Origin of the sequence: Leucobacter edaphi (assembly GCF_016522535.1) — a bacterium.
Classification (GTDB): Bacteria; Actinomycetota; Actinomycetes; order Actinomycetales; family Microbacteriaceae; genus Leucobacter; species Leucobacter edaphi.
Window position 1 is genome coordinate 118,392 of the sequence record NZ_JAEHOI010000009.1, and the last position, 23,800, is coordinate 142,191.

The 23,800-nt window shown below is 67.8% G+C and carries 20 protein-coding genes; 14 read left to right on the forward strand and 6 right to left on the reverse strand.

Annotated features, from left to right (window positions below):
- Positions 1–10: 10 nt before the first annotated feature.
- Together JD292_RS09670 and JD292_RS09675 are read right to left on the reverse strand one after the other, a co-directional pair.
- Positions 11–1,003 carry a metallophosphoesterase gene (locus tag JD292_RS09670; protein ID WP_200132537.1) on the reverse strand — a complete coding sequence of 331 codons (993 nt, stop codon included), beginning with the start codon at positions 1,001–1,003 and terminating at the stop codon, positions 11–13.
- Positions 1,004–1,011: 8 nt separating this feature from the next.
- Complete coding sequence (locus tag JD292_RS09675; protein WP_233613969.1) at positions 1,012–3,630, reverse strand: transglycosylase domain-containing protein; 2,619 nt, start codon at positions 3,628–3,630, stop codon at positions 1,012–1,014.
- Positions 3,631–3,733: 103 nt separating this feature from the next.
- On the opposite strand from JD292_RS09675, the gene sp36 reads away from it, so the two are divergent.
- From sp36 to JD292_RS09690, 3 genes are all read left to right on the forward strand, one after another.
- Positions 3,734–3,901, forward strand: a complete 168-nt coding sequence (sp36, locus tag JD292_RS09680; protein WP_200132538.1) for a Sp36 family protein — start codon at positions 3,734–3,736, stop codon at positions 3,899–3,901.
- Between the two features lies 1 nt (position 3,902).
- Positions 3,903–4,379 carry a RidA family protein gene (locus tag JD292_RS09685; protein ID WP_200132539.1) on the forward strand — a complete coding sequence of 159 codons (477 nt, stop codon included), beginning with the start codon at positions 3,903–3,905 and terminating at the stop codon, positions 4,377–4,379.
- 167 nt (positions 4,380–4,546) lie between these two features.
- Positions 4,547–4,936, forward strand: coding sequence for an MmcQ/YjbR family DNA-binding protein (locus JD292_RS09690; RefSeq protein ID WP_200132540.1), 390 nt, complete (start codon positions 4,547–4,549; stop codon positions 4,934–4,936).
- Between the two features lie 138 nt (positions 4,937–5,074).
- On the opposite strand, the gene acs is transcribed toward JD292_RS09690, so the two are convergent.
- Positions 5,075–7,057 (reverse strand): acetate--CoA ligase, encoded by a 1,983-nt coding sequence (gene acs / locus JD292_RS09695; protein WP_200132541.1) that lies wholly within the window; start codon positions 7,055–7,057, stop codon positions 5,075–5,077.
- A gap of 322 nt (positions 7,058–7,379) precedes the next feature.
- Here acs and JD292_RS09700 point away from each other — a divergent pair, with 322 nt between their 5' ends.
- The 6 genes from JD292_RS09700 (at position 7,380) to tmk (ending at position 14,980) form a co-directional block, all read left to right on the forward strand.
- Positions 7,380–8,453 carry a TadA family conjugal transfer-associated ATPase gene (locus JD292_RS09700; protein ID WP_200132542.1) on the forward strand — a complete coding sequence of 358 codons (1,074 nt, stop codon included), beginning with the start codon at positions 7,380–7,382 and terminating at the stop codon, positions 8,451–8,453.
- Between the two features lies 1 nt (position 8,454).
- The gene (locus tag JD292_RS09705; protein ID WP_369411226.1) at positions 8,455–9,351 is read left to right on the forward strand and encodes a type II secretion system F family protein; all 897 of its coding nucleotides are present in this window, start codon (positions 8,455–8,457) and stop codon (positions 9,349–9,351) included.
- A gap of 225 nt (positions 9,352–9,576) precedes the next feature.
- On the forward strand, positions 9,577–9,912 hold the full coding sequence (locus JD292_RS09710; protein ID WP_233613971.1) for a DUF4244 domain-containing protein: 336 nt from the start codon (positions 9,577–9,579) through the stop codon (positions 9,910–9,912).
- A 498-nt stretch (positions 9,913–10,410) separates the two neighbouring features.
- Positions 10,411–11,202 (forward strand): M23 family metallopeptidase, encoded by a 792-nt coding sequence (locus tag JD292_RS09715; protein ID WP_200132544.1) that lies wholly within the window; start codon positions 10,411–10,413, stop codon positions 11,200–11,202.
- A 273-nt stretch (positions 11,203–11,475) separates the two neighbouring features.
- Positions 11,476–14,301 (forward strand): type I DNA topoisomerase, encoded by a 2,826-nt coding sequence (topA, locus tag JD292_RS09720; RefSeq protein WP_200132545.1) that lies wholly within the window; start codon positions 11,476–11,478, stop codon positions 14,299–14,301.
- A 49-nt stretch (positions 14,302–14,350) separates the two neighbouring features.
- Entirely contained in the window at positions 14,351–14,980 is a 630-nt protein-coding gene (gene tmk, locus JD292_RS09725) for a dTMP kinase (RefSeq protein WP_200132546.1), read from the forward strand.
- 104 nt (positions 14,981–15,084) lie between these two features.
- Here tmk and purL read toward each other — a convergent pair whose 3' ends face one another.
- Positions 15,085–17,418 carry a phosphoribosylformylglycinamidine synthase subunit PurL gene (purL, locus tag JD292_RS09730; RefSeq protein WP_200132547.1) on the reverse strand — a complete coding sequence of 778 codons (2,334 nt, stop codon included), beginning with the start codon at positions 17,416–17,418 and terminating at the stop codon, positions 15,085–15,087.
- Between the two features lie 186 nt (positions 17,419–17,604).
- Between purL and JD292_RS09735 the strand changes: the two genes are divergently transcribed.
- The 5 genes from JD292_RS09735 (at position 17,605) to JD292_RS09755 (ending at position 22,709) form a co-directional block, all read left to right on the forward strand.
- On the forward strand, positions 17,605–18,642 hold the full coding sequence (locus JD292_RS09735; protein WP_200132548.1) for a hypothetical protein: 1,038 nt from the start codon (positions 17,605–17,607) through the stop codon (positions 18,640–18,642).
- A gap of 246 nt (positions 18,643–18,888) precedes the next feature.
- The gene (locus JD292_RS09740) at positions 18,889–19,890 is read left to right on the forward strand and encodes a siderophore ABC transporter substrate-binding protein (RefSeq protein ID WP_200132549.1); all 1,002 of its coding nucleotides are present in this window, start codon (positions 18,889–18,891) and stop codon (positions 19,888–19,890) included.
- Entirely contained in the window at positions 19,887–20,912 is a 1,026-nt protein-coding gene (locus JD292_RS09745) for an ABC transporter permease (RefSeq protein WP_200132550.1), read from the forward strand. The genes JD292_RS09740 and JD292_RS09745 overlap by 4 nt, the downstream gene beginning before the upstream one ends.
- Positions 20,905–21,933 (forward strand): iron chelate uptake ABC transporter family permease subunit, encoded by a 1,029-nt coding sequence (locus JD292_RS09750; RefSeq protein WP_200132551.1) that lies wholly within the window; start codon positions 20,905–20,907, stop codon positions 21,931–21,933. The genes JD292_RS09745 and JD292_RS09750 overlap by 8 nt, the downstream gene beginning before the upstream one ends.
- Complete coding sequence (locus JD292_RS09755; RefSeq protein ID WP_200132552.1) at positions 21,930–22,709, forward strand: iron ABC transporter ATP-binding protein; 780 nt, start codon at positions 21,930–21,932, stop codon at positions 22,707–22,709. The genes JD292_RS09750 and JD292_RS09755 overlap by 4 nt, the downstream gene beginning before the upstream one ends.
- Positions 22,710–22,797: 88 nt before the next feature.
- Here JD292_RS09755 and purQ read toward each other — a convergent pair whose 3' ends face one another.
- Together purQ and purS are read right to left on the reverse strand one after the other, a co-directional pair.
- A complete protein-coding gene (purQ, locus tag JD292_RS09760; RefSeq protein WP_200132553.1) occupies positions 22,798–23,502 on the reverse strand; it encodes a phosphoribosylformylglycinamidine synthase subunit PurQ in 705 nt (234 codons plus the stop codon).
- Complete coding sequence (gene purS, locus JD292_RS09765) at positions 23,502–23,759, reverse strand: phosphoribosylformylglycinamidine synthase subunit PurS (protein WP_200132554.1); 258 nt, start codon at positions 23,757–23,759, stop codon at positions 23,502–23,504. The genes purQ and purS overlap by 1 nt, the downstream gene beginning before the upstream one ends.
- Positions 23,760–23,800: the final 41 nt, after the last annotated feature.

Sequence of the window (23,800 nt, forward strand, 5' to 3'; positions counted from 1 at the left end):
GGTGTCGCCGTTAGCGCGCGGCCTCGAGCGTGATGAGTGACGCCTCGGGGCGGCAGGCGAAGCGCACGGGCGCGTAGATCGAGTTGCCGAGGCCCGCGCTCACGTTGAGGAAGGCGGCGCGGTGCGCGTCGTACCAGACGCTCATGCCGCGTGCCTGATCGGCGGGGAGATCGCAGTTCGAGGTGAGGGCGCCGACGCCGGGCACGCGGACCTGGCCGCCGTGCGTGTGTCCGGCGAGGATGAGCTCCGCGCCGTCGTCGAGGAACTCGCCGAGCACGTGCTGGTAGGGCGCGTGGACTACTCCGATGCGGACCGCAGCGCGCTCCTCGGCAGCGGTCTCGGACGCGGGATCCCCGGCCTCCGCCGCACCCACGGACGAGTCGGAAGCCTCGCGCTGGGCGACGAGCGCCGCGAGCGAGGCGCGCATGGCGTCTGCGTCGTCGTAGCGGATGTGCGGGTCGTTCAGCCCGAGGAGTTCGAAGCGGGTGCCGCGAATCTCGAACTCGGCGGCGGCGTTGTTCAGGTCGAGGCAGCCGATTTCCTCGAGACCCTCCGTGAGGGCGATGTTGTCGATGTCCTGCACCCGGGTGGCGAGGCGGCTCGGGGCCGTCAGGTACTTGAACGGGTTCTTGAGGACCGGGCCGTAGTAGTCGTTCGAGCCGTTGACGAACACGGTGGGCGCGCTTGCCGCGATCGGAGCGAGCGCCTGCAGCAGCGAGCTGCGCGCCTGCAGATGGCCCATCAGGTCACCCGTGAGGACGACGAGATCGGGCCGCAGCTCCGCGAGGGAGCGCACCCAGTTGATCTTGTTCGTCTGCCACGGTGCGAGGTGCAGGTCGGAGAGCTGCAGGATGCGCACGGGCGCGGCTCCGGCGGGGAGCAGGGGGAGTGTCGAGCGTCGGATCGTGAAGAGGCGGCGCTCGATGACGGTGGACCAGACGGCGACGCCCGCCGCGGCCAGCCCGAGGGCGGCCGCGGCGGGGCGCGGTGAATTACGTGGCACGGGTGTACTTAGTCCTTCTTGCACGCGAGCGTGAGGGTGATCTTGGCGCTCTTCTTCGCGTCCGCGCCGCTGTCGGGGCTGACCGAGATGACCCGGTTGGAGTTGGGGTACGCCGTGTCTCCGGAGTCGCAGGCGAAGTCGACCGACTTGAATCCGGCGTCGTTGAGCGCCTTCTTCGCCTTGTTTCCGGTCTGACCCACGAGCCCGTCCGGGACCTTGGTTCCCTGGCCGTTGCTCTTGTGGATCGCGACGCTCGAGCCGAGCGGAGCCTGTCCGCCGCCTGCGGGGTCGGTGCTCGCGACCTTGCCCTTCGGCACGGTCGAGTCGACGTCGCCGCCGTCCGTCGGAGTGAATCCGAGATCGGTCAGCGCCCTCGCGGCCTCGTCGTAGGACTTGCCCTTGAGATCCGGGACGCCGACCATGGTCTGCTGGATCGCGGTGGCGGAGGGCTCGCGGAAGGGGTCTCCGCCGTACTTGGAATCGGCGGTGTTCATGATGGCGGGCCAGATGGTCTGGTCCGCGTACATGAGGTTGCCGAAGCCCTGGGTCGAAACGCGGCTCCAGGTCCCGTCGGGCATTTTCACGGGGCCGGCGTTGCCCACCCAGGTTGCGGTGGCGACCTTGGAGCTGGCGCCAGCGGTCCAGTTGTCGACGACGTCATCCGTCGTACCGGTCTTCGCGAGGTGCGGGGTGCCGAAGGCCGAGCCCGCGTGACGGGCCAGACCATTCGTCACGGTGTACTGCAGCGCATAGGCCACACCCGCGGCAACCTCGGGCGAGATCGCCTCGGAGCACTTGCTCTTCTGGAACGGTACGTTCTTGCCGTCCGAATCGGTGATGCTGTCGATCGGCACCGGGGTGCAGACCTTGCCGTCGCCAGCGAATGCGGCGTAGGCCGAGGCGACCGTGATGGGCGCAATCTCGTCGATGCCGCCGTACACGTTCGAGGGCACCATGGTGAGATCGGTCGTGCCGTAGTTGGGCAGGTCGGGGTTCGCAGCGGGCGAGGCGCGGTGGAGACCGAGCTTCTTCGCGGTATCGAATGTGCCGCAGAGGTCCATCTTCTGCTGCATCGACACGAGACCACCGTTGACCGACTGCGCGATCGCCGTGAGCACGGACTGATTGCCCTTCACGCCGAGGTTATCGTTCGAGAAGGTGAAGCTGCCGAAGCCGTAGACGCCGTCGGGCATACAGGAAGCAGCAATCGAGCTTTCCTGCACCGTCCGGCCGTTGACGTTCACAATGTCGCGGACGGAATGGCCGGTCTTGATCCACTCCGTGAGCGTGACGGGCTTGAACGTCGATCCGATCTGGAAGCCGCTCGAACCGCCGAACTCCTGGTCGGTGTTGTAGTTGACGGTCGTGTAGCCCGGATGCTTCTTCAGGAAGTCTTCTGCGTTGTTGAACGGCTTGTTCTGCACCATTGTGAGCACGCGGCCGGTGCCGACCTGAACGCTCGATGAGGCGGAGCCGACGTCGATGCCCTGCATCTGCGCTGGCACGGTCGCGTGCGTCGCGTCGTTGCCGGCCTTCTGCATGTCGAGGTCGATCGTCGTGTGAATGCTGTAGCCGCCGCGCGCGAAGTTGAACTCGCGGTCGACGGGCGTGTCACCGAAGTTGGGATCGGCCTTGATGTAGCGCTGCACGTAGTCGCAGAAGTGGCCGAGCCCGTACTTCTGCTCGGCGACGTTGCAGCCCTGCACGCGCGGTGTGATCTTCGGCGTGACGGGGGTGGCCTTGGCTTCCTTGTGCTGTGCCTCGGTGATCTTGCCGTGACGCAGCATCGAATCGAGGATCTTGTTGCGGCGCTCGGTGTTCGCCGGGATGTTGTCCGCGACGTCGATCTGGAACTTCGACGGGTTATTGACGATTGCCACGAGGCTCGCGGACTCAGCAAGGCTGAGATCCTTCGCCGACTTGTTGTAGTAGTAGTTCGCGGCCGACTCGATGCCGTAGATCTGGCGGCCGTAGAGTGCGATGTTGAGGTATCCGAGCAGAATCTCGTCCTTCGGGTACTTCTTCTCGACGCTGATCGCGTACTTCATCTCCTTGAGCTTGCGGTCGACGTCCTGTCGCATCGCATTCTCGTACGCCTTCTTCTGCTCTTCCTTGTCAGGAATGGCGATGGCCTCCTGGATGAGCACGTTGCGGACGTACTGCATCGTGATGGTCGAGGCGCCGGAGAAGCCCGTGCCGGCCGCATTCTGCAGCACCGCGCGGGAGCTCGCGATCACGTCGACGCCGCCGTGCGTGTAGAAGCGCGGGTCCTCCTCGGCGACCGCGGCGTCCTTCACGAACTGCGAGATCTGGTCCCACTTGACGGTCTCGCGGTCCTGATCGTAGAACACGGCGATCGGGACGTCCTTCTTGCCCTGCTTCGCGTAGAGCGTTGAGGGCTCGGCGAGGCGACCGGGATTCAGGTGATCCGGGAGCTTCTGGAAGATGTCGATTGCTGAGGTGGCTGCGGTGCCGCTGAGCGCCACGACGGGCGTCACCGCGGCGGTGAGCAGCACGCCTGCGATCGCGCTCATGGCGATCGCGCCGAAGAAGCCACCGATGGCGCCCCCAGCGGAGCGTGGCTTCACTGAGCGCACGCGCGAAGACGATGAGGTCTGACGGGTCATAGAATCAAGCGTAAGCGACATTGCTGGCAAACACCGCCACCGCACCCCAAGGTGTGGAGAACTCTGTCGCCCGCCGCTCGGCATGATTCCAAGGAGATGAGACGTGAGCGAAACACCTGATGCCCCTCGCTGGGAGTATTTTGTGACCCCCCTGCTGCTGCATAACGAGGCGCAGATTCTGAACAACTGGGGTCAGCAGGGCTGGGAGCTCGTGCAGATCATCGAGGGTCCAGCCGGCGGCAATGTCGCATACCTGAAGAGGAAGGCCTGAAATGACGTCCGTGATCGAGGAACGCCTGAGCGAGCTCGGGTTCGAGGTGCCCGAGGTGGCCGCGGCGGTCGCCGCGTACGTCCCGGCGCTGCGCGATGGAAACTATGTCTACACGGCCGGCCAGCTGCCGTTCGTTGACGGAAAGCTGCCCGAGACCGGCAAGGTCGGCGAGGGCGAGGGCCTCGTGAGCCCCGCGCGCGCCGAGGAGCTCGCGCAGCTCTGCGCGCTCAACGCGCTCGCCGCCGCACGCGGCGTGCTCGGATCGCTCGACCGCATCACGCAGGTCGTGAAGGTGACGGCGTTCGTCGCATCGGATCCGTCGTTCACCGGGCAGCCCGGCGTCGCCAACGGCGCGTCCGTGTTCCTCGGCAAGGTGTTCGGGGACCTGGGGATCCACGTCCGCTCGGCCGTGGGTGTCTCGGTGCTGCCGCTCGATGCCCCGGTGGAGATCGAGTTCATCTTCCGCGTGGAGGACTAGGCGCTCGCGGCCGAAAGGTCGCCTGATCAGCACAAGAAAGGGGCGGGATCGAGAGATTCCGCCCCTTTCTTGTGCGCCGGACGAGCGTGTCGGTGGTCGGCAGTACACTCGGGCCAGCGAGGATCAGGAGCATGATCAGGGCGTGAGTTCGTCCGGGAGGGGTTCGCATGTACGGCGACGAGGTGCAGGACTGGGCAGCGGAACGAACGCGAGAACTCCCGGGCGCGCTCCTCGAGCACCCGTTCGGGCCGGAGACCCACGTGTACCGGGTGCGGGGGAAGATGTTCATGATCGTCTCCGACGTCACGGGCGTGCCGCTCACGAGCCTCAAAGCGACCCCGGCGGACGTTGTTGCGCTGCAGGAGGCGTTTCCCGAGATCACCCCCGGATACCACCTGAACAAGCGACACTGGATCTCCCTGCGCTCCGGTGGGACGCTCGGGAGGCAGCTCGTCGAGGACCTCGTCACCGAGTCCTATCTCCTGGTCATCGAGAAGAACCTTCCCCGGAGCGAGTGGCCGGTTGACCCCGCGACTTTCGGGCAGCGCCCAGAATGACGGGCCGCCGAGGCTGGCCCGCTCCAGTTCCCGGCCGTCGGGGACCCTGATCCGGGATTCGCGCTCACGCTGCGCAGAACGCAGGAGGGCCCGGACCGCGCGCGGCGGTTCCGGGCCCTCCCAGCGCTCAGGAGCGGCCTACGGGACGCGGATCTGCTCCTGGATCGTCGACATGACGCGGGTGTCGGCGAGCGTCGTGGTGTCGCCGACCTCCTTGCCGTCGGCCACGTCCTTCAGGAGGCGGCGCATGATCTTGCCCGAGCGGGTCTTCGGGAGCTCGGTCACGATCAGGATCTGGCGCGGGCGCGCGATCGCCCCGATCTGCGCCGCGACGTGCGCCTTCAGCGCTGCCTCGGCGTCCTCGGGCGTGAGCGCGGTCTGCTGGGACTTCAGGACGCAGAACGCCACGACGGCCTGGCCGGTCGTCTCGTCCGTCGCGCCGACCACGGCGGCCTCTGCAACGGAGTTGTGCTCGACGAGCGCCGACTCGATCTCCGCGGTCGAGAGGCGGTGGCCCGAGACGTTCATCACGTCGTCCACGCGGCCGAGCAGCCACACGTCGCCGTCGTCGTCGTCGACGCGCGCGCCGTCGCCGGCGAAGTACATGTCGCCGAACTTCTCCCAGTAGGTCTCGATAAATCGCTCGGGATCGCCCCAGATGTTCCGCACCATCGAGGGCCAGGGGCGCTGGATCGTGAGCAGGCCGCCCTGGCCGCGCTCGACGCGCTCGCCAGCGTCATTGACGACGTTCACGCGGATGCCGGGCTGGGCAACCTGAGCGCTGCCCGGCTTGAGCGACGTCAGGCCCGGGAGCGCCGCGATCATGATCGCGCCCGTCTCCGTCTGCCACCAGGTGTCCACGATCGGGGCGGTGCCGGCGCCGATCACCTCGTGGTACCAGCGCCACGCCTCCGGGTTGATCGGCTCGCCCACCGACCCGAGCACCCGGATCGAGGAGAGATCGTACTGCTCAGGAACCTGGCGTCCCACCTTCATGCACGCGCGGATCGCGGTGGGGGCCGTGTAGAAGATCGTGACGCCGTACTTCTGGATGATCGACCACCAGCGGCCCCAATCAGGGGTTTCCGGGGTGCCCTCGTACATGACCTGGGTGGCGCCGTTCGCGAGCGGACCGTAGACCACGTAACTGTGGCCCGTGATCCAGCCGACGTCAGCTGTGCACCAGTAGACGTCGGTCTCCGGCTTCAGATCGAACACGTCGCGGTGCGTGGTCGATGCCTGCGTGAGGTAGCCGCCCGAGGTGTGCAGGATGCCCTTCGGCCGCCCGGTGGTTCCCGAGGTGTAGAGGATGAACAGGGGATTCTCCGCGGGGAAGCCCTTCGCCTCGTGCTCACCGTCGTACGCGGTGATCTCCTCGTGCCACCACAGGTCGCGGCCCTCGGTCATGGAGATGTCGTTCTTCGTGCGCTCCACCACGAGCACCTTCTGCACGCTCGATCCGCCGCCGTGCAGCGCGAGCGCGTCGTCGACGGTCGGCTTGAGCGCCGAGGCGCGGCCCTTGCGGAAGCCACCGTCAGCCGTGATCACGATCTCCGCCTGTGCATCGTCGATGCGGGCGCGGAGGCTTTCCGCGCTGAACCCGCCGAACACGACCGAGTGCGCCGCGCCCAGGCGTGCCACGGCGAGCATCGCGATCACGGTCTCCGGGATCATCGGCATGTAGATCGCCACGCGATCGCCCGGCTCGACGCCGAGGCTCGTCAGCATGTTCGCGGCGCGCTTCACCTCGTGCGTGAGTTCCGCGTAGGTGATCGAACGGGTATCGCCCGGCTCGCCCTCGAAGTGAATGGCGACGCGATCCCCGAGGCCCGCCTGCACGTGACGATCGAGGCAGTTCGCCGCGACGTTCAGCTCTCCGTCCTGGAACCACTTCGCGAACGGGGGGTTCGACCAGTCCAGGATTTCCGTGAACGGCTTGGTCCAGCTGAGCTTCTGCGCCTGCTCGGCCCAGTAGCCCTCAGGATCCTCGGCCGCTCGCCAATAAATCGACGGGTCGTTGATGTTGGCCTGTTCCCGGAACTCCGCGGTGGGGGGATACGTCGTAGGATCCTCGCCCGCGCGCAGGGGGTGGCTCTCGATAGTTCCGCTCTGATCAGTCATGGACGCCCTTATCCGTTCGTGGGTGTTGCGCCACCGGTGCGGGATTCGGCCGCTCGCCGGGGCATTCAGTGCGCCACCAGGCTATACCCGGCGACGAATCCGCATCATGGGCGGTTCGTGTGACTACCTACTTCCGGAGGGGGTGATCAGGGAGTTGCGCAGGAATCGGCGCGCGGGGCCCGCAAACCGGAGGCCGATCGCCCCGGATCGTGCCCGCGTGGGATTCGCGCACAAGCACGGAGCAACGGGGCAGAATCCGCGAGTTATCCACAGACTTCATTCGGGTCTGTTCTCAGCGCCCGAGAACAGGTTCGATGGGCGCATGAACTCGCCACTCACGCTCGTCCCAGACTCCGCGCACACGCCACACACCTCGATCGAATCATCAGTCGCCGCCCGCGCACGAGAACGCCCGCGGTCGGCGCACCTGAGCGTTGCCGCGCGCAGAGCCTTCGGCGGCCTGCTCCCGCTCATCGATCAGCCCACCATGCGCGATGTCCTCGTGCAGGTCCGTGACGGGCGTGGCGTGCTGTGGGTCGATCAGGGCCGTGGCGTTGAGGAGATCGAGCAGTGGCAGGCCGGTCCGGCGGTCGTCGCGGCCCTGGCCCGCGGCCTGATCGCTGCGGGAGGAAGGCACCTGGACGAGCTGTGCCCCATGGCGGATGTGAGGCTCGGGGACGGAATTCGGGTGCACGCGGTGCTGCCACCCGTCGGCTGCTCGGGCGCGGCCGTATCGATTCGCCTGCCCGCGCTCAGGCGAGTCTCCTGGACGGAAATGGTGTCGTCCGGGTTCTGCGACGCAACCGCGGAGCACCTCCTCCGGAGCGCAGTGCTCCGGAGACAGAATGTGCTCATCACCGGGGCGACGGGGAGCGGCAAGACAACGCTCCTTTCCGCCCTCCTCGGCCTGGTACCCGGCAGCGAGCGCATCATCACGATCGAGGACGTCGCCGAATTGCGGATTGCTCACCCGCACGTTGTCGGGCTCGAGGCGCGGCAGGCGAACTCGGAGGGCGCCGGGGAGGTCGGCGTCGATCGGCTTCTCCGCGAGGCGCTGCGGATGCGGCCGGATCGGATCGTTCTCGGGGAGTGTCGGGGCGCCGAAACCGTCACCCTGCTCGCGGCCATGAACACCGGCCACGACGGAGGCGCGGGAACACTCCACGCGAGCGCGCTCGCCGAGGTTCCGGCGAGGCTCGAGATGCTGGGGCGCCTCGCCGGGCTTGATGCGCAGACCGTCGCGCGCCAGGTCACCGCAGCGATCGGGCTCGTGGTGCATGTCGAGCGCGTCGAGGGAGCGCATCGGCTGGCGGCGCTCGGGTCTTTCGTCCGCGAATCCGGAAATCTGTCCATTGTCCCGTTCAGTAGGGGGCGCGCCCTGCGGAGGGCGGGATGAGGTGGCTGACCACGGAAGAAGTGAGGTCACGAGTGTTGCCGGGCGCATCGCGTCCCTGCTGGCAGGGGGAGTGCCGGCTCACCGAGCGTTCGGCGCTCTCGCAAGCGAGGAGGGTGCCGATCCTGAGGTCGTCAGGATCGCCGGGGAAATCGCTGCCGGGCAGGGAATTGCCATCGCGCTTTCCGCCGGACCGGGGCCGGAGTGGCGCGTGTTCGGCGCGGCCTGGTCGTTGGCGGAGGGGAGCGGAGCGCCGCTCGCCGTGTCGCTCGAGCGGATCGCCGCGAGCCTCGTGCGACTTTCGGAGGTCGCACAGCGGCGCGCCGTGCTGCTGTCCGGGCCCGTTGCAACGATCCGCACGGTCATCGCTCTGCCCCCGCTCGCCCTGGCAATGGGGTGGCTGCTCGGGTTCGATCCCTTCCGCGTCCTCTTCGGCGAGTGGGGGTGGGTGCTCCTGCTCATCGGTTTCACGCTCCTGCTCGCGGGAAACGCGTGGGGCCGCGCACTCATCCGCGGCGCTGTCGGGCCGCGCTCCGTTTCCGGGCTGGAGTTCGATCTGGCCGAGATCGCACTCGGGGGAGGGGCGAGCGCGGCGGTTATCCGCAGACGCATTGCCGACGCCGTCGATTCGGCCGGGGCAGAGTGGATCCGGTTCGACGCCCTCGCTGATTGCGCCCCGCTATCACGGCTCCTTGCATCGGCGCGCGCCACGGGGGCGCCGATGGGTGATCTGCTCGCGGCCGAGTCGCGGCAACGAGTCGCCGCCTCGCTGAGTGAGATGGAGCGCTCGTGCGAGAAACTCGGCGTCCGGATACTGGTCCCCATTTGCGTCTGCGTGCTGCCGTCGTTCGTCGTGATCGGTGTTGCGCCGGTCGTGGTCTCGATGCTCGCGGGGTATTGACGTGGTTCGCGCGGAAAGAAGCGTCGCCCCCAAGCAACTGCAGCGCATTCGCGTGAACAGTTCTCCACAGATTTCCCCGCGCCGCCCCGCACGAGGCGACGGCGGGCGAGGATTCATTCACCGCAGCATCCTTTCGCCTGCGGCGCAGGTAAAGCCGACCGCAGTTTCGCCCCCTTACCGCTTCGACCCACACCGCTTCGACCAACACCATGAGAGAGGAACCCCATGACCAGCCCGATCCCCCAGCACCACACCATGGCGCCGCAGCAACTCCTTGCCCGTCGACTGCATCCCGCAGGAAAAGGGCTCTGCCCGGTGATCGATCTCCGGACTCGCGAACACATCAACGAGGTCGAGCCTCCGCATCCGAGGCCCGGCCGAATCGCGTCGCTCCTCAGCAGGTTCCGAAAGGACGAGCGCGGAGCGGTCACCGCGGAATACGCGATCGTCATCATGGCGGGGGTCGCCTTCGCCGGACTGCTCGTAGCGATCCTCCGATCGGACGAGATTCGGGCGATGCTCGTGACACTGGTGCAGAATGCGTTGGGCACGACCGGCTAGGCGGGGGAGGGGAGAACCGGCGCCGCTGACCCTCCCCGGGGCCCCGAGCCGCTCGAGGCTGCCAAAGCGCCCGAGGTGGCTGGGCATCGCGAAGGCGCGGGCGGACGCACTCCGGCTGTGGCGCGATGAACGCGGAGCGATCACCGCGGAGTTCGCCCTCGTGCTGCCCGCCTGTATCGCCGTCCTCGCACTCATGATCGGAGCGATCGCCCTCGCCTCCCATCGGGTGAGCCTGACCGCCCTGGCCGGTGAAATCGCGAGACTCGAGGCCCGAGGGGATCGTGCCGGAGCCGAAGCCCTGCTCTCGGAACGGGCCCTGCCAAAGGCCTCGGCAACGCGGGAGCGCAGTGGCGCGGTGCACTGCGTCACCGTGACGGCCTCACCCGGCCGTGGCCCGCTGGCCGTGATCCCGGTCTCCGGGAGGTCCTGCGCTGCGATTACCTCGGGCGGTCCAGTGGCGTCAGCGGAAGAGCGACCGGGAACGGACGATGCCGGGACATGAGTGCACCGGTGCTGCTGGGGTGCGCCGCGGCTGTGGTGTGCGCGGGGATGGCCGCGATTGGCGCGTCACAGGGCTTCGTGGTGCACGCGAGAACCGCTGCTGCTGCCGACGCCGCGGCGCTCGCCGCAGCCGATGCCGCGAGCGGCTGGGCCCCAGGAAACCCGTGCGGATTGGCAGCCGAGATTGCGCAGAGCAACGGCACCGACGTTGTCGCCTGCAGGACGAGTCTTCCGGAGCTGAGAGCCGAGGTCGAACTGCACGCGGGGTGGCCGTTCGCGTTCATCACGGCCCGGGCGAGGGCCGGTGTGCCTGGCCTCGTCGCCGAGATCCTCGACCGGGGGAGGAACGCAGGATGGGTGTGGCCGTCCGACGTGCGCGCAATCACCCAGGACCACCACGACGGCTACGCGATCGACCTCGCGGTCGGTGCGGACGGGGCGCTGCGCTCACCCGCTGCGGGGGTTGTGGTCTCGGTTGGGCTGGATCCCGGAGGGGTGCCCGGGCCGTGTGTGGAGCATCCCGACTGGTGGCACGGACCGAACTACAGTGTGCTGATCCGGCACGTTGCCAACGGGCGGGCGGTGTTCAGCTCGCACAACCACATCGAACCGGGATCGCCAGAGGCCCTGGGCATCGCCCCGGGCGTGCGCGTCCGAGCCGGCCAGCAGGTAGCGAGGGCGGGAATGAGCGGCTGCACGTCGGGACCGCACAGCCATTTCACGATCGCCAGCGGACCGCGGAACACGAATCCGGACATAGATCCCTTCACGCTGCTCGGGAGGCCCTGAGGACCACCTCAGGCACATGATCCATCCCGTCGAGGTGAAGAAACATCGGCATCTTCCCGGTGGCCACCCCGGGGGAAGCGCATCTCCGCGTGCGCAGTGCGAACAGCGTGCGACCCGGTCCGGTCGGGCCCGACAAGGGTGGTACAAATGGGTAGGGAGCATCACGGCACGGGTGGAATCTCACACGAGAGTGTGTATCGTGTCGATGCAGAATCGTCAGTTACCGGGGGCCAGAGCGCCGCGGCGGACGTCAAGCAGTGAAGAAGGAGCCCCGTGTCGGGTACGAAGAAACTTGTGATCGTCGAGTCGCCCACGAAGGCGAAGACGATTGGCGGCTACCTTGGCGACGGATACGAGGTCATCGCCTCGGTCGGTCACGTCCGGGATCTCGCCGAACCCTCAGCGCTGCCCGCAGACCTGAAAAAGGGAGCGTTCGGCAAGTTCGCCGTCGACGTGGAGAACGGCTTCGCCCCGTACTACGTCGTCAACGACAACAAGAAGAAGACCGTCGCCGAGCTGAAGCGAGCGCTGAAGGGTGCCGATGAAGTCTGGCTCGCAACGGATGAGGACCGCGAGGGCGAAGCCATCGCGTGGCACCTCCTCGAGGTCCTGAAGCCCAAGGTTCCCGTGCGCCGCATGGTCTTCCACGAGATCACCAAGGAAGCGATCGAGCAGGCGAAGGCCAACACGCGCGACCTCGACATCGCGCTCGTCGACGCGCAGGAGACGCGCCGCATCCTCGACCGCCTCTACGGCTACGACATCTCGCCCGTGCTGTGGCGCAAGGTCGCTCCCAAGCTCTCGGCCGGCCGCGTCCAGTCCGCCGCGACGCGCCTCGTCGTCGATCGGGAGCGGGAGCGCCAAGCCTTCAACGCAGCGGAGTACTGGGATCTCACCGCGATCTTCAGCCCCGCAGCCGGGGAAAACGCGTTCGAGGCTCGCCTCGTCCGCCTCGACCAGCAGCGCCTCGCCACCGGCGGCGACTTCGGTGACGACGGCGCGCTCAAGGAGAAGTCGGCGAAGGCCGGCGTCCTCGCCCTCGGCGAGGATCGGGCACGCGCGATCGAATCCCTGATCGGGGCCGGAGTCGCCGCGAAGGTGCTGTCCGTAGAGACGAAGCCGCACACGCGTCGCCCCGCCGCACCCTTCACCACGTCGACGCTCCAGCAGGAGGCGTCGCGCAAGCTCCGCTACAGCTCGCGCCAGACGATGTCGTTCGCCCAGTCCCTGTACGAGAACGGCCACATTACCTATATGCGAACCGACTCGCCGACCCTGTCGAAGCAGGCCGTCGCGGCGGCCCGTTCGCAGGCCGCCGAGCTCTACGGCGCGGAGACGGTGCCCGAGAAGCCTCGCGTCTACACGGGCAAGTCAAAGGGCGCACAGGAGGCGCACGAGGCGATCCGCCCCGCGGGCGACGTGTTCCAGCGTCCGAGCGAACTCCGAGGGAAGCTCAACCAGGGCGAGTTCGCGCTGTACGAGCTGATCTGGAAGCGCACCGTCGCCAGCCAGATGTCCGACGCGAAGGGCTCGACCGACACCGTCACGATCGGCATCGACGTGCAGGAGGCCGAGCGCCCCGCACCCACCGCGGCCGAATTCACGGCGAGCGGCACCGTCATCACCTTCCCCGGCTTCCTCCTCGCATACGAAGAGGGGCGCGACGAGAAGCGCGGCGACAAGGAGCAGAACGTCACGCTCCCGCAGCTCGCGAGCGGCGAAAAGCTCGGCGTCACGAACCCCGAAGCCAAGGGCCACGAGACCAGCCCGCCCCCGCGCTACACCGAGGCGAGCCTCACCAAGCGTCTCGAAGAGCTCGGGATCGGCCGCCCCTCCACCTACGCGGCGATCATCAGCACGATCATGGATCGCGGCTACGTCGCCAAGAAGGGGCAGGCCCTCGTCCCGAGCTGGATCGCGTTCTCGGTCGTGCGCCTTCTCGAGGAGCACTTCAACGCCCTCGTCGACTACGACTTCACCGCCGAGATGGAGAGCGACCTCGACCGGATCGCCGCGGGCGAAACCGACCGCGGAACCTGGCTCGGTGAGTTCTACTTCGGCACCGACAATCATCCCGGCCTCCGCGGCGTCGTCGACAACCTCGGCGAGATCGACGCGCGCGCCATCAACACCATTCGCATCGACGACTCGATCAACCTCCGCAACGGCAAATATGGCCCCTACCTGGAGGTCTTCGACGAGAAGAGCGAGGTCGGGGAGGACGGAGCGCTGAAGCCGCGCAGCGTCAACATTCCCGACGGGCTCGCCCCCGACGAGCTCACGGCGGAGCGTGCACGCGAACTCGCCGCCGCGGAACCAGCGGAGGATCGCGTCGTCGGCATCCACCCGGGCACCGGCAAGAGCATCGTGTCGAAGAACGGCCGATTCGGCCCCTACGTCACCGAGCTTCTCGCCGAGGGTGAAGAGCTCCCGAAGGGCCAGAAGCCCCGCACCGCGTCCCTGTTCAAGACGATGGATCCCGCCACGATCGACCTCGACACCGCGGTCGCCCTGCTCGACCTGCCCCGCGTCGTGGGCGTCGACCCGGAATCGAACGCCGAGATCACGGCCCAAAACGGCCGTTACGGGCCCTACCTGAAGAAGGGGACCGACACGCGTTCGCTGCCCAGCGAGGACGCGATCTTCACGATCGACCTCGCGGGTGCACAGGAACTCTTCGCGCAGCCCAAATACGGGGCGCGGAAGGCCGCCAGCGCCCTCAAAGAATTCGATGCCGACCCCGTGAGCGGCAAGCCCGTGCGGGTGCGCGACGGTCGCTTCGGGCCGTACGTCACGGACGGCGAGACGAACGCTACGATCCCGCGCGGCGACAGCGTCGAGGACATCACCTTCGAGCGCGCGATCGAGCTCCTCGCCATCAAGCGCGCCAAGGGCCCCGCGAAGAAGAAGGCCCCGGCCAAGAAGAAGGCTCCCGCCAAGAAGCCCGCCGCAAAGAAGACGAGCGCGGCAGCCAAGAAGACGGGCGCCGCAGCGAAGAAGACCGTCGATCCGGCCCGCTCCGCAGCCGCGAAGAAGGCCGCGGCGACGCGCGCGGCCAACGCGGCCGCGAAGAAGGCCGCCGCCGAGGCTGCGGGCTGACACGGCCGATCCGAGAACGTAACCGAGCAGCGAACAGGTCAGGAACACGATGAGCGGAACCTTCATCACCTTCGAGGGCGGCGACGGCGCTGGCAAGACCACGCAGGCCGATCTCCTCGGCTCCTGGCTCGAGGAACGTGGCGAGGAGGTCGTGCGCACCCGCGAGCCGGGCGGCACTCGCCTCGGCGTCGAGATCCGGCGGCTCCTGCTCCACGGCGGAGACGAGATCGGCGACGTCGATCCCCGGGCCGAAGCGCTCCTCTACGCCGCCGACCGCGCGCAGCACGTCGCAAAGGTGATCCGCCCCGCCCTCGAACGAGACGCCGTCGTCGTCCAGGATCGCTACATTGACTCCTCACTGGCGTACCAGGGCGCGGGACGCGTCCTCGACACCGCCGAGGTGCGCCGGATCAGCGAGTGGGCCGCCGAGGGGCTCTGGCCGCATCTCACGGTGCTGCTCGACGTCGACGCCGACACCGCCGCGGCGCGACGCGCAGAGCGCGGCGGAGCCACCGACCGGCTCGAGGGAGAGGACGCCGAGTTCCACGAGGCCGTGCGCGCGGGCTTCCGCGCCCTCGCGAAGGCCGATCCCGACCGCTATCTCATCGTCGACGCATCGCTCCCGGCCGACGAGATCCACGCGAAGGTCATCAACGCCTACAGCTCGCTTCGCGGCTGAGCCCGGCCCGATCACGCCCGGCCGAGGCCGCCCGCACACGGCAAGGGCCCCGGCGCAGCGCGCCGAGGCCCCGGTCCTGATCCGGATTCCGAAATTCGGGAGGATTACTCCGAGATCACCGCGCCGAACCGCGAGGGGAGCGTGTCGCGCACCGCGGCACCCAGCTCGCTGAGCGGGAGGGTGAAGCGGTCCTGCACCTCGATCTGGGCGTCGGCGCCAGCGCCATCGGTCACGCCGATGCGCAGCACCGGGTAGCCGCGGCCCTCGCACAGCCCACGGAACTTGACCTCTTCCTCGTGGGGCACCGCGACGAGCACGCGGCCCTGCGACTCCGAGAACATTGCAGCGGCGGCGTCGACGCCGTCGCGGGAGATGATCTCGTCGATCCACACGCGGGCGCCCACACCGAAGCGGAGCGCCCCGTCGGCGAGGGCCTGCGCGAGGCCGCCCTCGGAGAGGTCGACGGCGCCAGAGACGAGGCCGCCGATCGTCGCCGCCTGCAGCAGATCGGCGAGCTTGCGCTCGGCGTCGAGGTCCGCGATCGGGGGCACGCCGCCGAGGTGGTCGTGAACGGTGCCCGCCCAGGCGGAGCCGTCGAGCTCGTCGCGGGTCGTGCCGAGCAGGTACAGGTGCTCGCCCTGATCCTGCCAGCCGCTCGGGACGCGGCGCGCCACGTCGTCGATGATGCCGAGCACGCCGACCACGGGAGTCGGGTGGATGGGGGTGTCGCCCGTCTGATTGTAGAGGGAGACGTTGCCGCCGGTGACGGGCACCTCGAGCGCGAGGCACGCGTCGGACAGGCCCTCGACGGAGCGCGAGAACTGCCACATGACCTCGGGGTTCTCCGGGCTGCCGAAGTTCAGGCAGTCGGTCACGGCCGTGGGCACGGCTCCCGAGGCCGCCACGTTGCGGTACGCCTCGGCGAGGGCGAGCTGCGATCCGACGTAGGGATCCAGCTGGCAGTAGCGACCGTTCGCGTCGGTCGAGATGGCGACGCCGAGGCCGCTCTCCTCATCGACGCGGATCATTCCGGCGCCATCGGGGAATGAGAGCGCCGTGTTGCCGAGCACGTACTTGTCGTACTGGTTCGTCACCCACGAAACGTCGGCCTGGTTCGGGGACGCGGCGACCGCGATCATCTGCGCGCGCAGGTCCTCGCCCGACTCGGGGCGCGCGAGGCCGGCTGCGCGGACCGTGTCGGCCTGTAGCGCGTCGATCCAGCTCGGGTAGGCGACGGGACGCTCGTAGACGGGGCCGTCGACGGCGACGGTGCTGGGATCGACGTTCACGATCTCCTCGCCGCGCCAGTGGATCACGAGGCGGCCCGTGTCGGTGACCTCGCCGAGCACGCTCGTCTCGACATCCCACTTCGCGGTGACCGCGAGGAAGTCGTCGAGCTTCTCGGGCTTCACGATCGCCATCATTCGCTCCTGGCTCTCCGACATGAGGATCTCCTCGGCCGTGAGCGAGGGATCGCGGAGGAGCACGTCGTCGAGCGAGATGAACATGCCGCCGTCGCCGTTCGCGGCGAGCTCGCTCGTCGCGCAGGAGATGCCCGCGGCACCGAGATCCTGAATGCCCTCGACGAGTTCGCCGCCGAAGAGCTCAAGACAGCACTCGATCAGGACCTTCTCCGCGAAGGGATCGCCCACCTGGACGGCGGGGCGCTTCGTCGGTCCGCCCTCGCTGAAGCTGTCGGACGCGAGGATCGACGCGCCGCCGATGCCGTCGCCGCCCGTGCGCGCGCCGAAGAGGACGACCTTGTTCCCCGTTCCCGAGGCGTTCGCGAGGTGGAGATCCTCGTGGCGGAGCACGCCGACGCCGAGGGCGTTGACGAGCGGGTTCTGCTGGTAAACCCCGTCGAAGACCGTCTCGCCGCCGAGGTTCGGGAGGCCGAGGCAGTTGGCGTAGGAGCTGATGCCCGCGACCACGCCGTGGACCACGCGGGCGGTGTCCGGATCGTCGATCGCGCCGAATCGCAGCTGATCCATGACCGCGACCGGGCGTGCACCCATCGAGATGATGTCGCGGATGATGCCGCCGACGCCGGTCGCGGCGCCCTGGAACGGCTCGATGTAGGAGGGGTGATTGTGGCTTTCCACCTTGAACGTGACGGCCCAGCCCTCGCCGATGTCGATCACGCCGGCGTTCTCGCCCATGCCGACGAGCAGGCGCTCGCGCATCTTGTCGTTGACCTTCTTGCCGAACTGGCGCAGGTAGATCTTCGAGGACTTGTAGGAGCAGTGCTCCGACCACATGACGGAGTACATGGCGAGCTCGCCCGAGGTGGGGCGGCGCCCGAGGATCTCGCGGATGCTCGCGTATTCGTCCGCCTTGAGGCCGAGCGCCTCGTACGGCTGCTCCTTCTCTGGCGTCGCGATCGCGTCTGCGACGGTGTCGGGGCGGGGACCGGTGATGGGGGCGGCCTGTTCAGTCACGCTCGATGTGCTCCGTTTGATCGAATCCAGGATCGACGGCCGCGGATGGGCCGTCAGGTCCCCACCAGTCTACGCGGGAAAGGCCCGGTGGGACGCCCGTCGCGAGAACCGGCGCCACAGGGTCGTCCGAGCGCTCGGAATGGGCCCGGGGTGGCGATTCACAGGCGGAGACGGGAAACTGTTCTTATGAGCGATCCGAATCAGAATGCCCCGGTCCCGCAGGGTCAGCCGCAGCAGGTATCCCCGCAGCAGGCGGCGCCGCAGGGCGCGCCAGTCGCGGCTGGGTACCCCGCCGCGCCGGCGAAGGCCGCGAAGGCGCGCAAGGCTCCGAAGCCTGCCAGGGCCGCTGGCGAGAAGAAGGAGGGGCTCTCGACCTTCCTGAAGGTGAGCATCATTCTCCTCGCCGGTCTCACGATCGCGTCGATCTCGCTGCTCTTCATCGGCGACTTCGAGGGCAAATTCGAGCGGGTCTTCTCGACCTTCGTGCTGTTCGCCGTGTTCGTGTGCTTCACGGCGCTCGACACCCGGCGCGAGCAGAGGTCCGAGTGGTACGCGCCCGTCGCACTCATCGCGAACGCCTACATTCTCGGGCTCCTGCTCATCGTCATCTGGATGACCAAGTACGACCAGTACCTCCTGCTCTGGGAGATCTTCTGGAAGTCGCTGTTCGTGATCCTGGTGACCAGGCTCGTGATCCTGTGCTGCCAGCTGCTCCTGCAGATGGGGGAGAAGCTCACCACCGTGATCGCCCGCTTCGCCTTCATCACGAGCATCCTCGCGGTGCTGTCCGGGATCCTCTTCACCGCGCCCGTCGGCCTCGAAGCCTTCGACCTGCGGATCCCCGATCTGTACTGGAAGATCGCGACGGCACTGCTGATCCTGACCGCCCTCGGCCTGTCGATCACGATGCTCCTGCGCTGGAACTACGGCGCGGGCGCGCGCGAGCAGGCTCGTCAGGCCCGCGAGGCCGCCCAGGCGCAGGCGCAGGCCCAGGCTCAGGTGCAGGCCGCGCAGCAGGCCGCGGGTTACCCGGCGCAGCAGCTGCAGCAGTTCCCCGCCGCGCAGCCGGTGCAGCAGCCCCAGCAGCCCCAGCAGCCCCAGCAGCCGCCCGTCCAGCAGCAGCCGCAGCTGCTTCCGTGGCCGACCTTCGCCGACGGACGCCCGCTCCCCGCTGGCCCCGATGGGCAGCCGGACTTCTCGGTTCTGCAACAGCCGAATCAGTAGCCGCGCAACGCCGAGCGGAGACGGGCCGGGCATTTTGACCCCGGTCCGTTTCCGCACCTGGATCGGGTCTTCTTGACCATCTAGCAAGCGATCTCATAATTTCGCTTGAACGTCAGATGAATATAAGGGTAGGCTCTCCCCAGGGTTGGCGCCTTCGTGAGTCAGAATCGCGGGGTCGCCCACACGTGCGTCGTTGCCGCCAGGCAGTGGCGCTTTTCTGTTGTGACCGAAGACTGAGGAGCCGAAGTGACTATCCGTAGGACCCGATCCGCCGCATTGACCGTGCTCGCAGCGAGCGCCGTGCTCGCGCTCGCCGCGTGTTCATCCTCCTCGCCCGCCGGCGGTGACAAGCCGGCTGAAGCATCCGGTACGGTCACGATCACGGACAACCACGGCGAGGTGAAGGTCCCCGTCAATCCCAAGAAGGTCGTCGCCCTCGACAACCACGTGTTCGAGACGCTCAGCGAGTGGGACGTTCCGCTCGTCGCAGCACCCAAGGGGATCATGGGCAGCGCCTTCCCCAAGTACACCGACGACAAGAACGTCACGGACATCGGATCGCACCGCGAGCCCAACCTCGAAGCCATCGTCGCGGCGCAGCCCGAGCTGATCATCGGCGGCTACCGCTTCGGCGAGTCCTACGACGAGATCAAGAAGCAGAACCCGCAGGCGACGGTCATCGAGATCAACCCCCGCGACGGTAAGGACACCTTCTCCGAGCTGAAGCGCGAGAGCGAGATCCTCGGCAAGATCTTCAACAAGGAAGCCGACGCGAAGAAGCTCAACGACAAGCTCGACACCGCAATGGCGGACGCGAAGGGTGCCTACAACGGCAAAGACACCGTCATGGCCGTGAACACCTCAGCGGGCAAGATCGGCTACATCGCTCCCGGCGTCGGCCGCGGCCTCGGCCCGATCTTCGAGCCGCTCGGCCTGAAGCCCGCGCTCGAGATCGAGGGCGCGAGCAACAACCACCAGGGTGACGACATCTCCGTCGAGGCCATCGCCAAGTCGAACCCCGAGTGGATCATCGCGCTCGACCGCGACGCCGCGTTCACCCCCGAGGACCGCGAGGCCGGTTCGAAGCCCGCCGAGGAGCTCATCAAGAACTCCGAGGCCCTGAAGAACGTCCCGGCAGTGAAGAATGGTCACGTGATCGTACTCGACCCGAACTTCTACCTCACCGAAGACATCCAGACCTACACGGCTCTCTTCGAGCAGATCAAGGGCGCATTCGCCGCAGCATGATCCGCACCACCCGACGGGGTGAGGAACCCCAGACAGCCGGGGCGTCGACTCAGGAGAGTCGGCGCCCCGAGCGCCGCGTCCCCGGCGGTCCGCTCGCCCTCGCGATCGCGATCGTCATCGTGCTGGGGCTCCTCGTCGCGTCGCTCTTCGTCGGCGTCTACGACATCGGGGACGGCGCGTTCGGCGCCGAGATGTTCTGGATCACCCGCGTGCCGCGCACGCTCGCACTCATGCTCGCGGGCGCTGCCCTCGCGACGAGCGGGCTCGTGATGCAGATGCTCACGCAGAACCGGTTCGTCGATGCAACCACCTCCGGCACGACCGAGTGGGCTTCCCTCGGGCTGCTCCTCACCGCGCTGCTCACGCCCTCGATGGGGCTCGTCGGGAAGATGATCGTCTCGAGCCTCTTCGCCTTCGTCGGGGCCATGGCGTTCATGCTGATCCTGCGCCGGATCGTGATCCGCTCGACGCTCGTGGTCCCGCTCGTCGGCATCATGCTCGGCGCCGTGGTGAGCGCGCTCACCACCTTCCTCGCCGCGCAGTTCAACCTGCTGCAGATGGTGAGCACCTGGTTCCTCGGGAGCTTCACCCAGGTGGTTCGCGGGCGGTACGAGGTCCTGTGGGTCGTCGCGATAGTCACCATCCTCGTCTTTCTCCTCGCGGATCGCATCACGGTCGCCGGCCTCGGCAAGGACATCGCAACGAGCGTCGGCGTCCGGTATGAGGCCACGCTCATCGCCGGCACCGCGCTCGTGGCCGTCGCCGCCGGTGTCACCACCGTGGTCGTGGGCTTCCTGCCGTTCCTCGGGCTCGTCGTGCCGAATATCGTCTCGATGATCCGCGGTGACAACGTGCGCGGCAACCTCCCCTGGGTGTGTCTCGGCGGGATTGCGCTCGTCGCGGTCTGCGACCTCGTCGGGCGCACGATCCGGCTGCCCTTCGAGATCCCCGTGTCGCTGATCCTCGGGACCATCGGTGCCGTCGTCTTCATCGTGCTCCTCCTCAGGAGGCGCCGTGGCTAGCATCGTTCAGCTCGCGAGCACCGGAGAAGAACCGCTCGCGGGCCACCCGGTTGGCCGCGCCTTTCTTCGGGAACTCCCGGTCATCGCCGTGTTCGGAGCGGCGATCGCCCTCGCCGTCGCGATTCTCGTCTACGGCAACCCCGCCGAGCCCGGAAGCGCGGGGTTCTGGGTGATCGTGCAGACGCGCTGGACCTCCCTGGGAACGATCGCACTCGTCTCGGTTGCGCAGGCCGTCGCCACGGTGATGTTCCACACCGCCACGGCGAACCGCATCCTGACCCCGTCGATCCTGGGCTTTGACGCTCTGTACGTGCTCACGCAGACCGCCCTCGTCTTCGTGTTCGGCACCTCGGCTTCCTCGATGGAGGGGATTCCGAAGATCGTTGCGCAGAGCGCGATTATGGTCGTGTTCGCCTCGATCCTGTACGGCTGGCTGTTCTCGGGACCGCGGGCCGATCTGCACCTGCTGCTGCTCGTCGGAGTGGTGCTCGGGATCGGCTTCGGTTCGTTCTCGTCGTTTATGCAGCGCATGCTCACCCCGAGTGAGTTCGACGTGCTGAGCGCGCGACTGTTCGGCTCCATCGGCAAGGGCAATCCGGAGTATCTCCCGATCGCGGCAACGATCGTGGGGTTGGTGCTGGTATTCGTGTGGCTGCGAAGGCGCACCTATGACGTCGTGGCGCTCGGTCGCGATGTGGCGGTGGGCCTCGGAGTGAGGTACCGGCGGGAGGTCGTGATCCTGCTCGTGCTGGTCGCCGTGCTCGTCTCCGTGTCGACCACGATGGTCGGGCCGATGACGTTCTTCGGCTTCCTCGTCGCGACGCTCGCCTACCAGTTCGCGCCCGGCGATCGCCACGGGCAGGTGCTGCCGCTCGCGATCGGTATCGCGCTCGTGACCCTGCTCGGCGCGACGTTCGTGCTCAAACACATTTTCTCCGCTGCGGGCCTCGTGACCGTGATCATCGAGTTCGCCGGCGGTCTGCTCTTCCTCATCGTCCTGCTCAGAAAGGGGCTCCGATGATCCGGCTCAGCGGCATCGAGAAGCACTACGCCGGCCAACACGTGCTCGGGCCGATCGATCTCGAGATTCCCGAGGGTGGTGTGACCGCGCTGATCGGCCCCAACGGCGCCGGGAAGTCGACGATGCTCACGATCATCGGACGCCTTCTCGAGCCGGACTCGGGTTGGGTCGAGATCGGCGGGCTCGACGTGATGGCGGCGAAGCCGCGCGAGCTCGCGAGGGTCGTGTCGATCCTGAAGCAGGAGAACACGTTCGTCGCGCGCCTGACCGTGCGCCAGCTCGTCACGTTCGGCCGGTTCCCCCACTCTGCTGGCCGCGTCACCGAGACGGATCGGCGCGCGATCCACGCCGCGATCGCGTTCCTCGATCTCGCCGGCCTCGAGGACCGTTTCATCGACCAGCTGTCCGGAGGGCAGCGGCAGCGCGCGTTTGTCGCGATGGTGCTCGCCCAGGACACCGACTACCTGCTGCTCGACGAGCCGCTCACGGGACTCGACATGCGGCACGCTGTGGGCATGATGTCGCAGGTGCGGGCAGCCGCGGACGCCCTGGGGAAGACGATCGTTCTCGTGGTTCACGACGTGAACTTTGCGGCGGCGTACGCGGATCGGATTATCGCGCTCGCCGACGGCAGGATCGTGGCGTCTGGGGCGCCGGAGGAAATCATCACGCCGGACGTGCTCGAGCGGGTGTTCGAGACGCCGGTGCAGGTGCTCGAGCACGAAGGACATCGGGTCGCGGTGTATTACCGTCCGGTGCAGGAGGCCGCGCGCTGATCATGCCGTGACGCGATGTGGCCCCGCTTCCTTGTCGGAAGCGGGGCCACATCGCGTTGGCGCGGGGGCGGCGGTCGCCGCGGCCGGTCTAGACGCGCGCTGCGAGCGCCTGAATCGCGCTTTCGAAGAAGCGGAGACCGTCGACGCCGGAGCGCATTGCCTCGGGCATGTCCGGGCCGAAGCCGGGCTCGACGGCGTGCTCGGGGTGCGGCATGAGGCCGACGACGTTGCCCGCGGCGTTCGTGAGGCCGGCGATGTCGTCGAGGGAGCCGTTGGGGTTGACTCCGCGGTAGCGGAAGGCGATGAGGCCCTCGCCCTCGAGACGCTTGATGGTCTCCTCGTTGGCGATGTAGCCGCCGTCGCCGTTCTTCAGCGGGATGACGATCTCTTCGCCTGGCTCGAACAGGTGCGTCCACGCGGTGTCGGCGTTCTCGACGACGAGCTTCTGGTCGCGGCGGATGAACTGCTGGTGAGCGTTGCGAATGAGGCCGCCGGGAAGCAGGTGCGCCTCGACGAGGACCTGGAAGCCGTTGCAGATGCCGAGGACGGGCATGCCAGCGCGGGCGGCACCGATGACCTCGGTCATGATCGGGGAGATCGCGGCGATCGCGCCGGGGCGCAGGTAGTCGCCGTAGCTGAAGCCGCCGGGCAGGACGATCGCGTCAACGCCCTCGAGGTCGTGCGAGGCGTGCCACAGCGGAACGGGCTCGGCCCCCGCGATGCGGATCGCGCGCTGCGCGTCGCGGTCGTCGAGCGAACCGGGGAAGGTGACGACCCCGATCCGGGGCGCCACTACTTGGCCTCGCCGTCGACGGTGATGGACACGACGTCCTCGATCACCGAGTTCGAGAGGATCTCGTCGGCGACCTTGCGGACCTCGGCGAGCACTGCGTCGTCGACGGGGCCGTCGACGGTGAACTCGAAGCGCTTGCCGATGCGCACGTTCTGGAACTTGCCATGGCCCAGGCGATCCAGCGCGCCCGTGGTGGCCTTGCCCTGCGGATCGAGCAGTTCGGCCTTCGGCATGACATCAACGACAATCGTGGGCACCCGGGATCTCCGTTTCTCGTGTGAGGATCGCGTCCATTCTC

What these genes read in the sequence shown, in the direction of transcription:
- JD292_RS09690 (WP_200132540.1), top strand. Translation starts at nt 4,547, where the DNA reads ATGTACGGCGACGAGGTGCAGGACTGGGCAGCGGAACGAACGCGAGAA.
- JD292_RS09745 (WP_200132550.1), top strand. Translation starts at nt 19,887, where the DNA reads ATGATCCGCACCACCCGACGGGGTGAGGAACCCCAGACAGCCGGGGCG.
- JD292_RS09685 (WP_200132539.1), top strand. Translation starts at nt 3,903, where the DNA reads ATGACGTCCGTGATCGAGGAACGCCTGAGCGAGCTCGGGTTCGAGGTG.
- JD292_RS09735 (WP_200132548.1), top strand. Translation starts at nt 17,605, where the DNA reads ATGAGCGATCCGAATCAGAATGCCCCGGTCCCGCAGGGTCAGCCGCAG.
- tmk (WP_200132546.1), top strand. Translation starts at nt 14,351, where the DNA reads ATGAGCGGAACCTTCATCACCTTCGAGGGCGGCGACGGCGCTGGCAAG.
- JD292_RS09710 (WP_233613971.1), top strand. Translation starts at nt 9,577, where the DNA reads ATGACCAGCCCGATCCCCCAGCACCACACCATGGCGCCGCAGCAACTC.
- JD292_RS09675 (WP_233613969.1), bottom strand. Translation starts at nt 3,630, where the DNA reads ATGACCCGTCAGACCTCATCGTCTTCGCGCGTGCGCTCAGTGAAGCCA.
- JD292_RS09755 (WP_200132552.1), top strand. Translation starts at nt 21,930, where the DNA reads ATGATCCGGCTCAGCGGCATCGAGAAGCACTACGCCGGCCAACACGTG.
- JD292_RS09700 (WP_200132542.1), top strand. Translation starts at nt 7,380, where the DNA reads ATGAACTCGCCACTCACGCTCGTCCCAGACTCCGCGCACACGCCACAC.
- acs (WP_200132541.1), bottom strand. Translation starts at nt 7,057, where the DNA reads ATGACTGATCAGAGCGGAACTATCGAGAGCCACCCCCTGCGCGCGGGC.
- JD292_RS09715 (WP_200132544.1), top strand. Translation starts at nt 10,411, where the DNA reads ATGAGTGCACCGGTGCTGCTGGGGTGCGCCGCGGCTGTGGTGTGCGCG.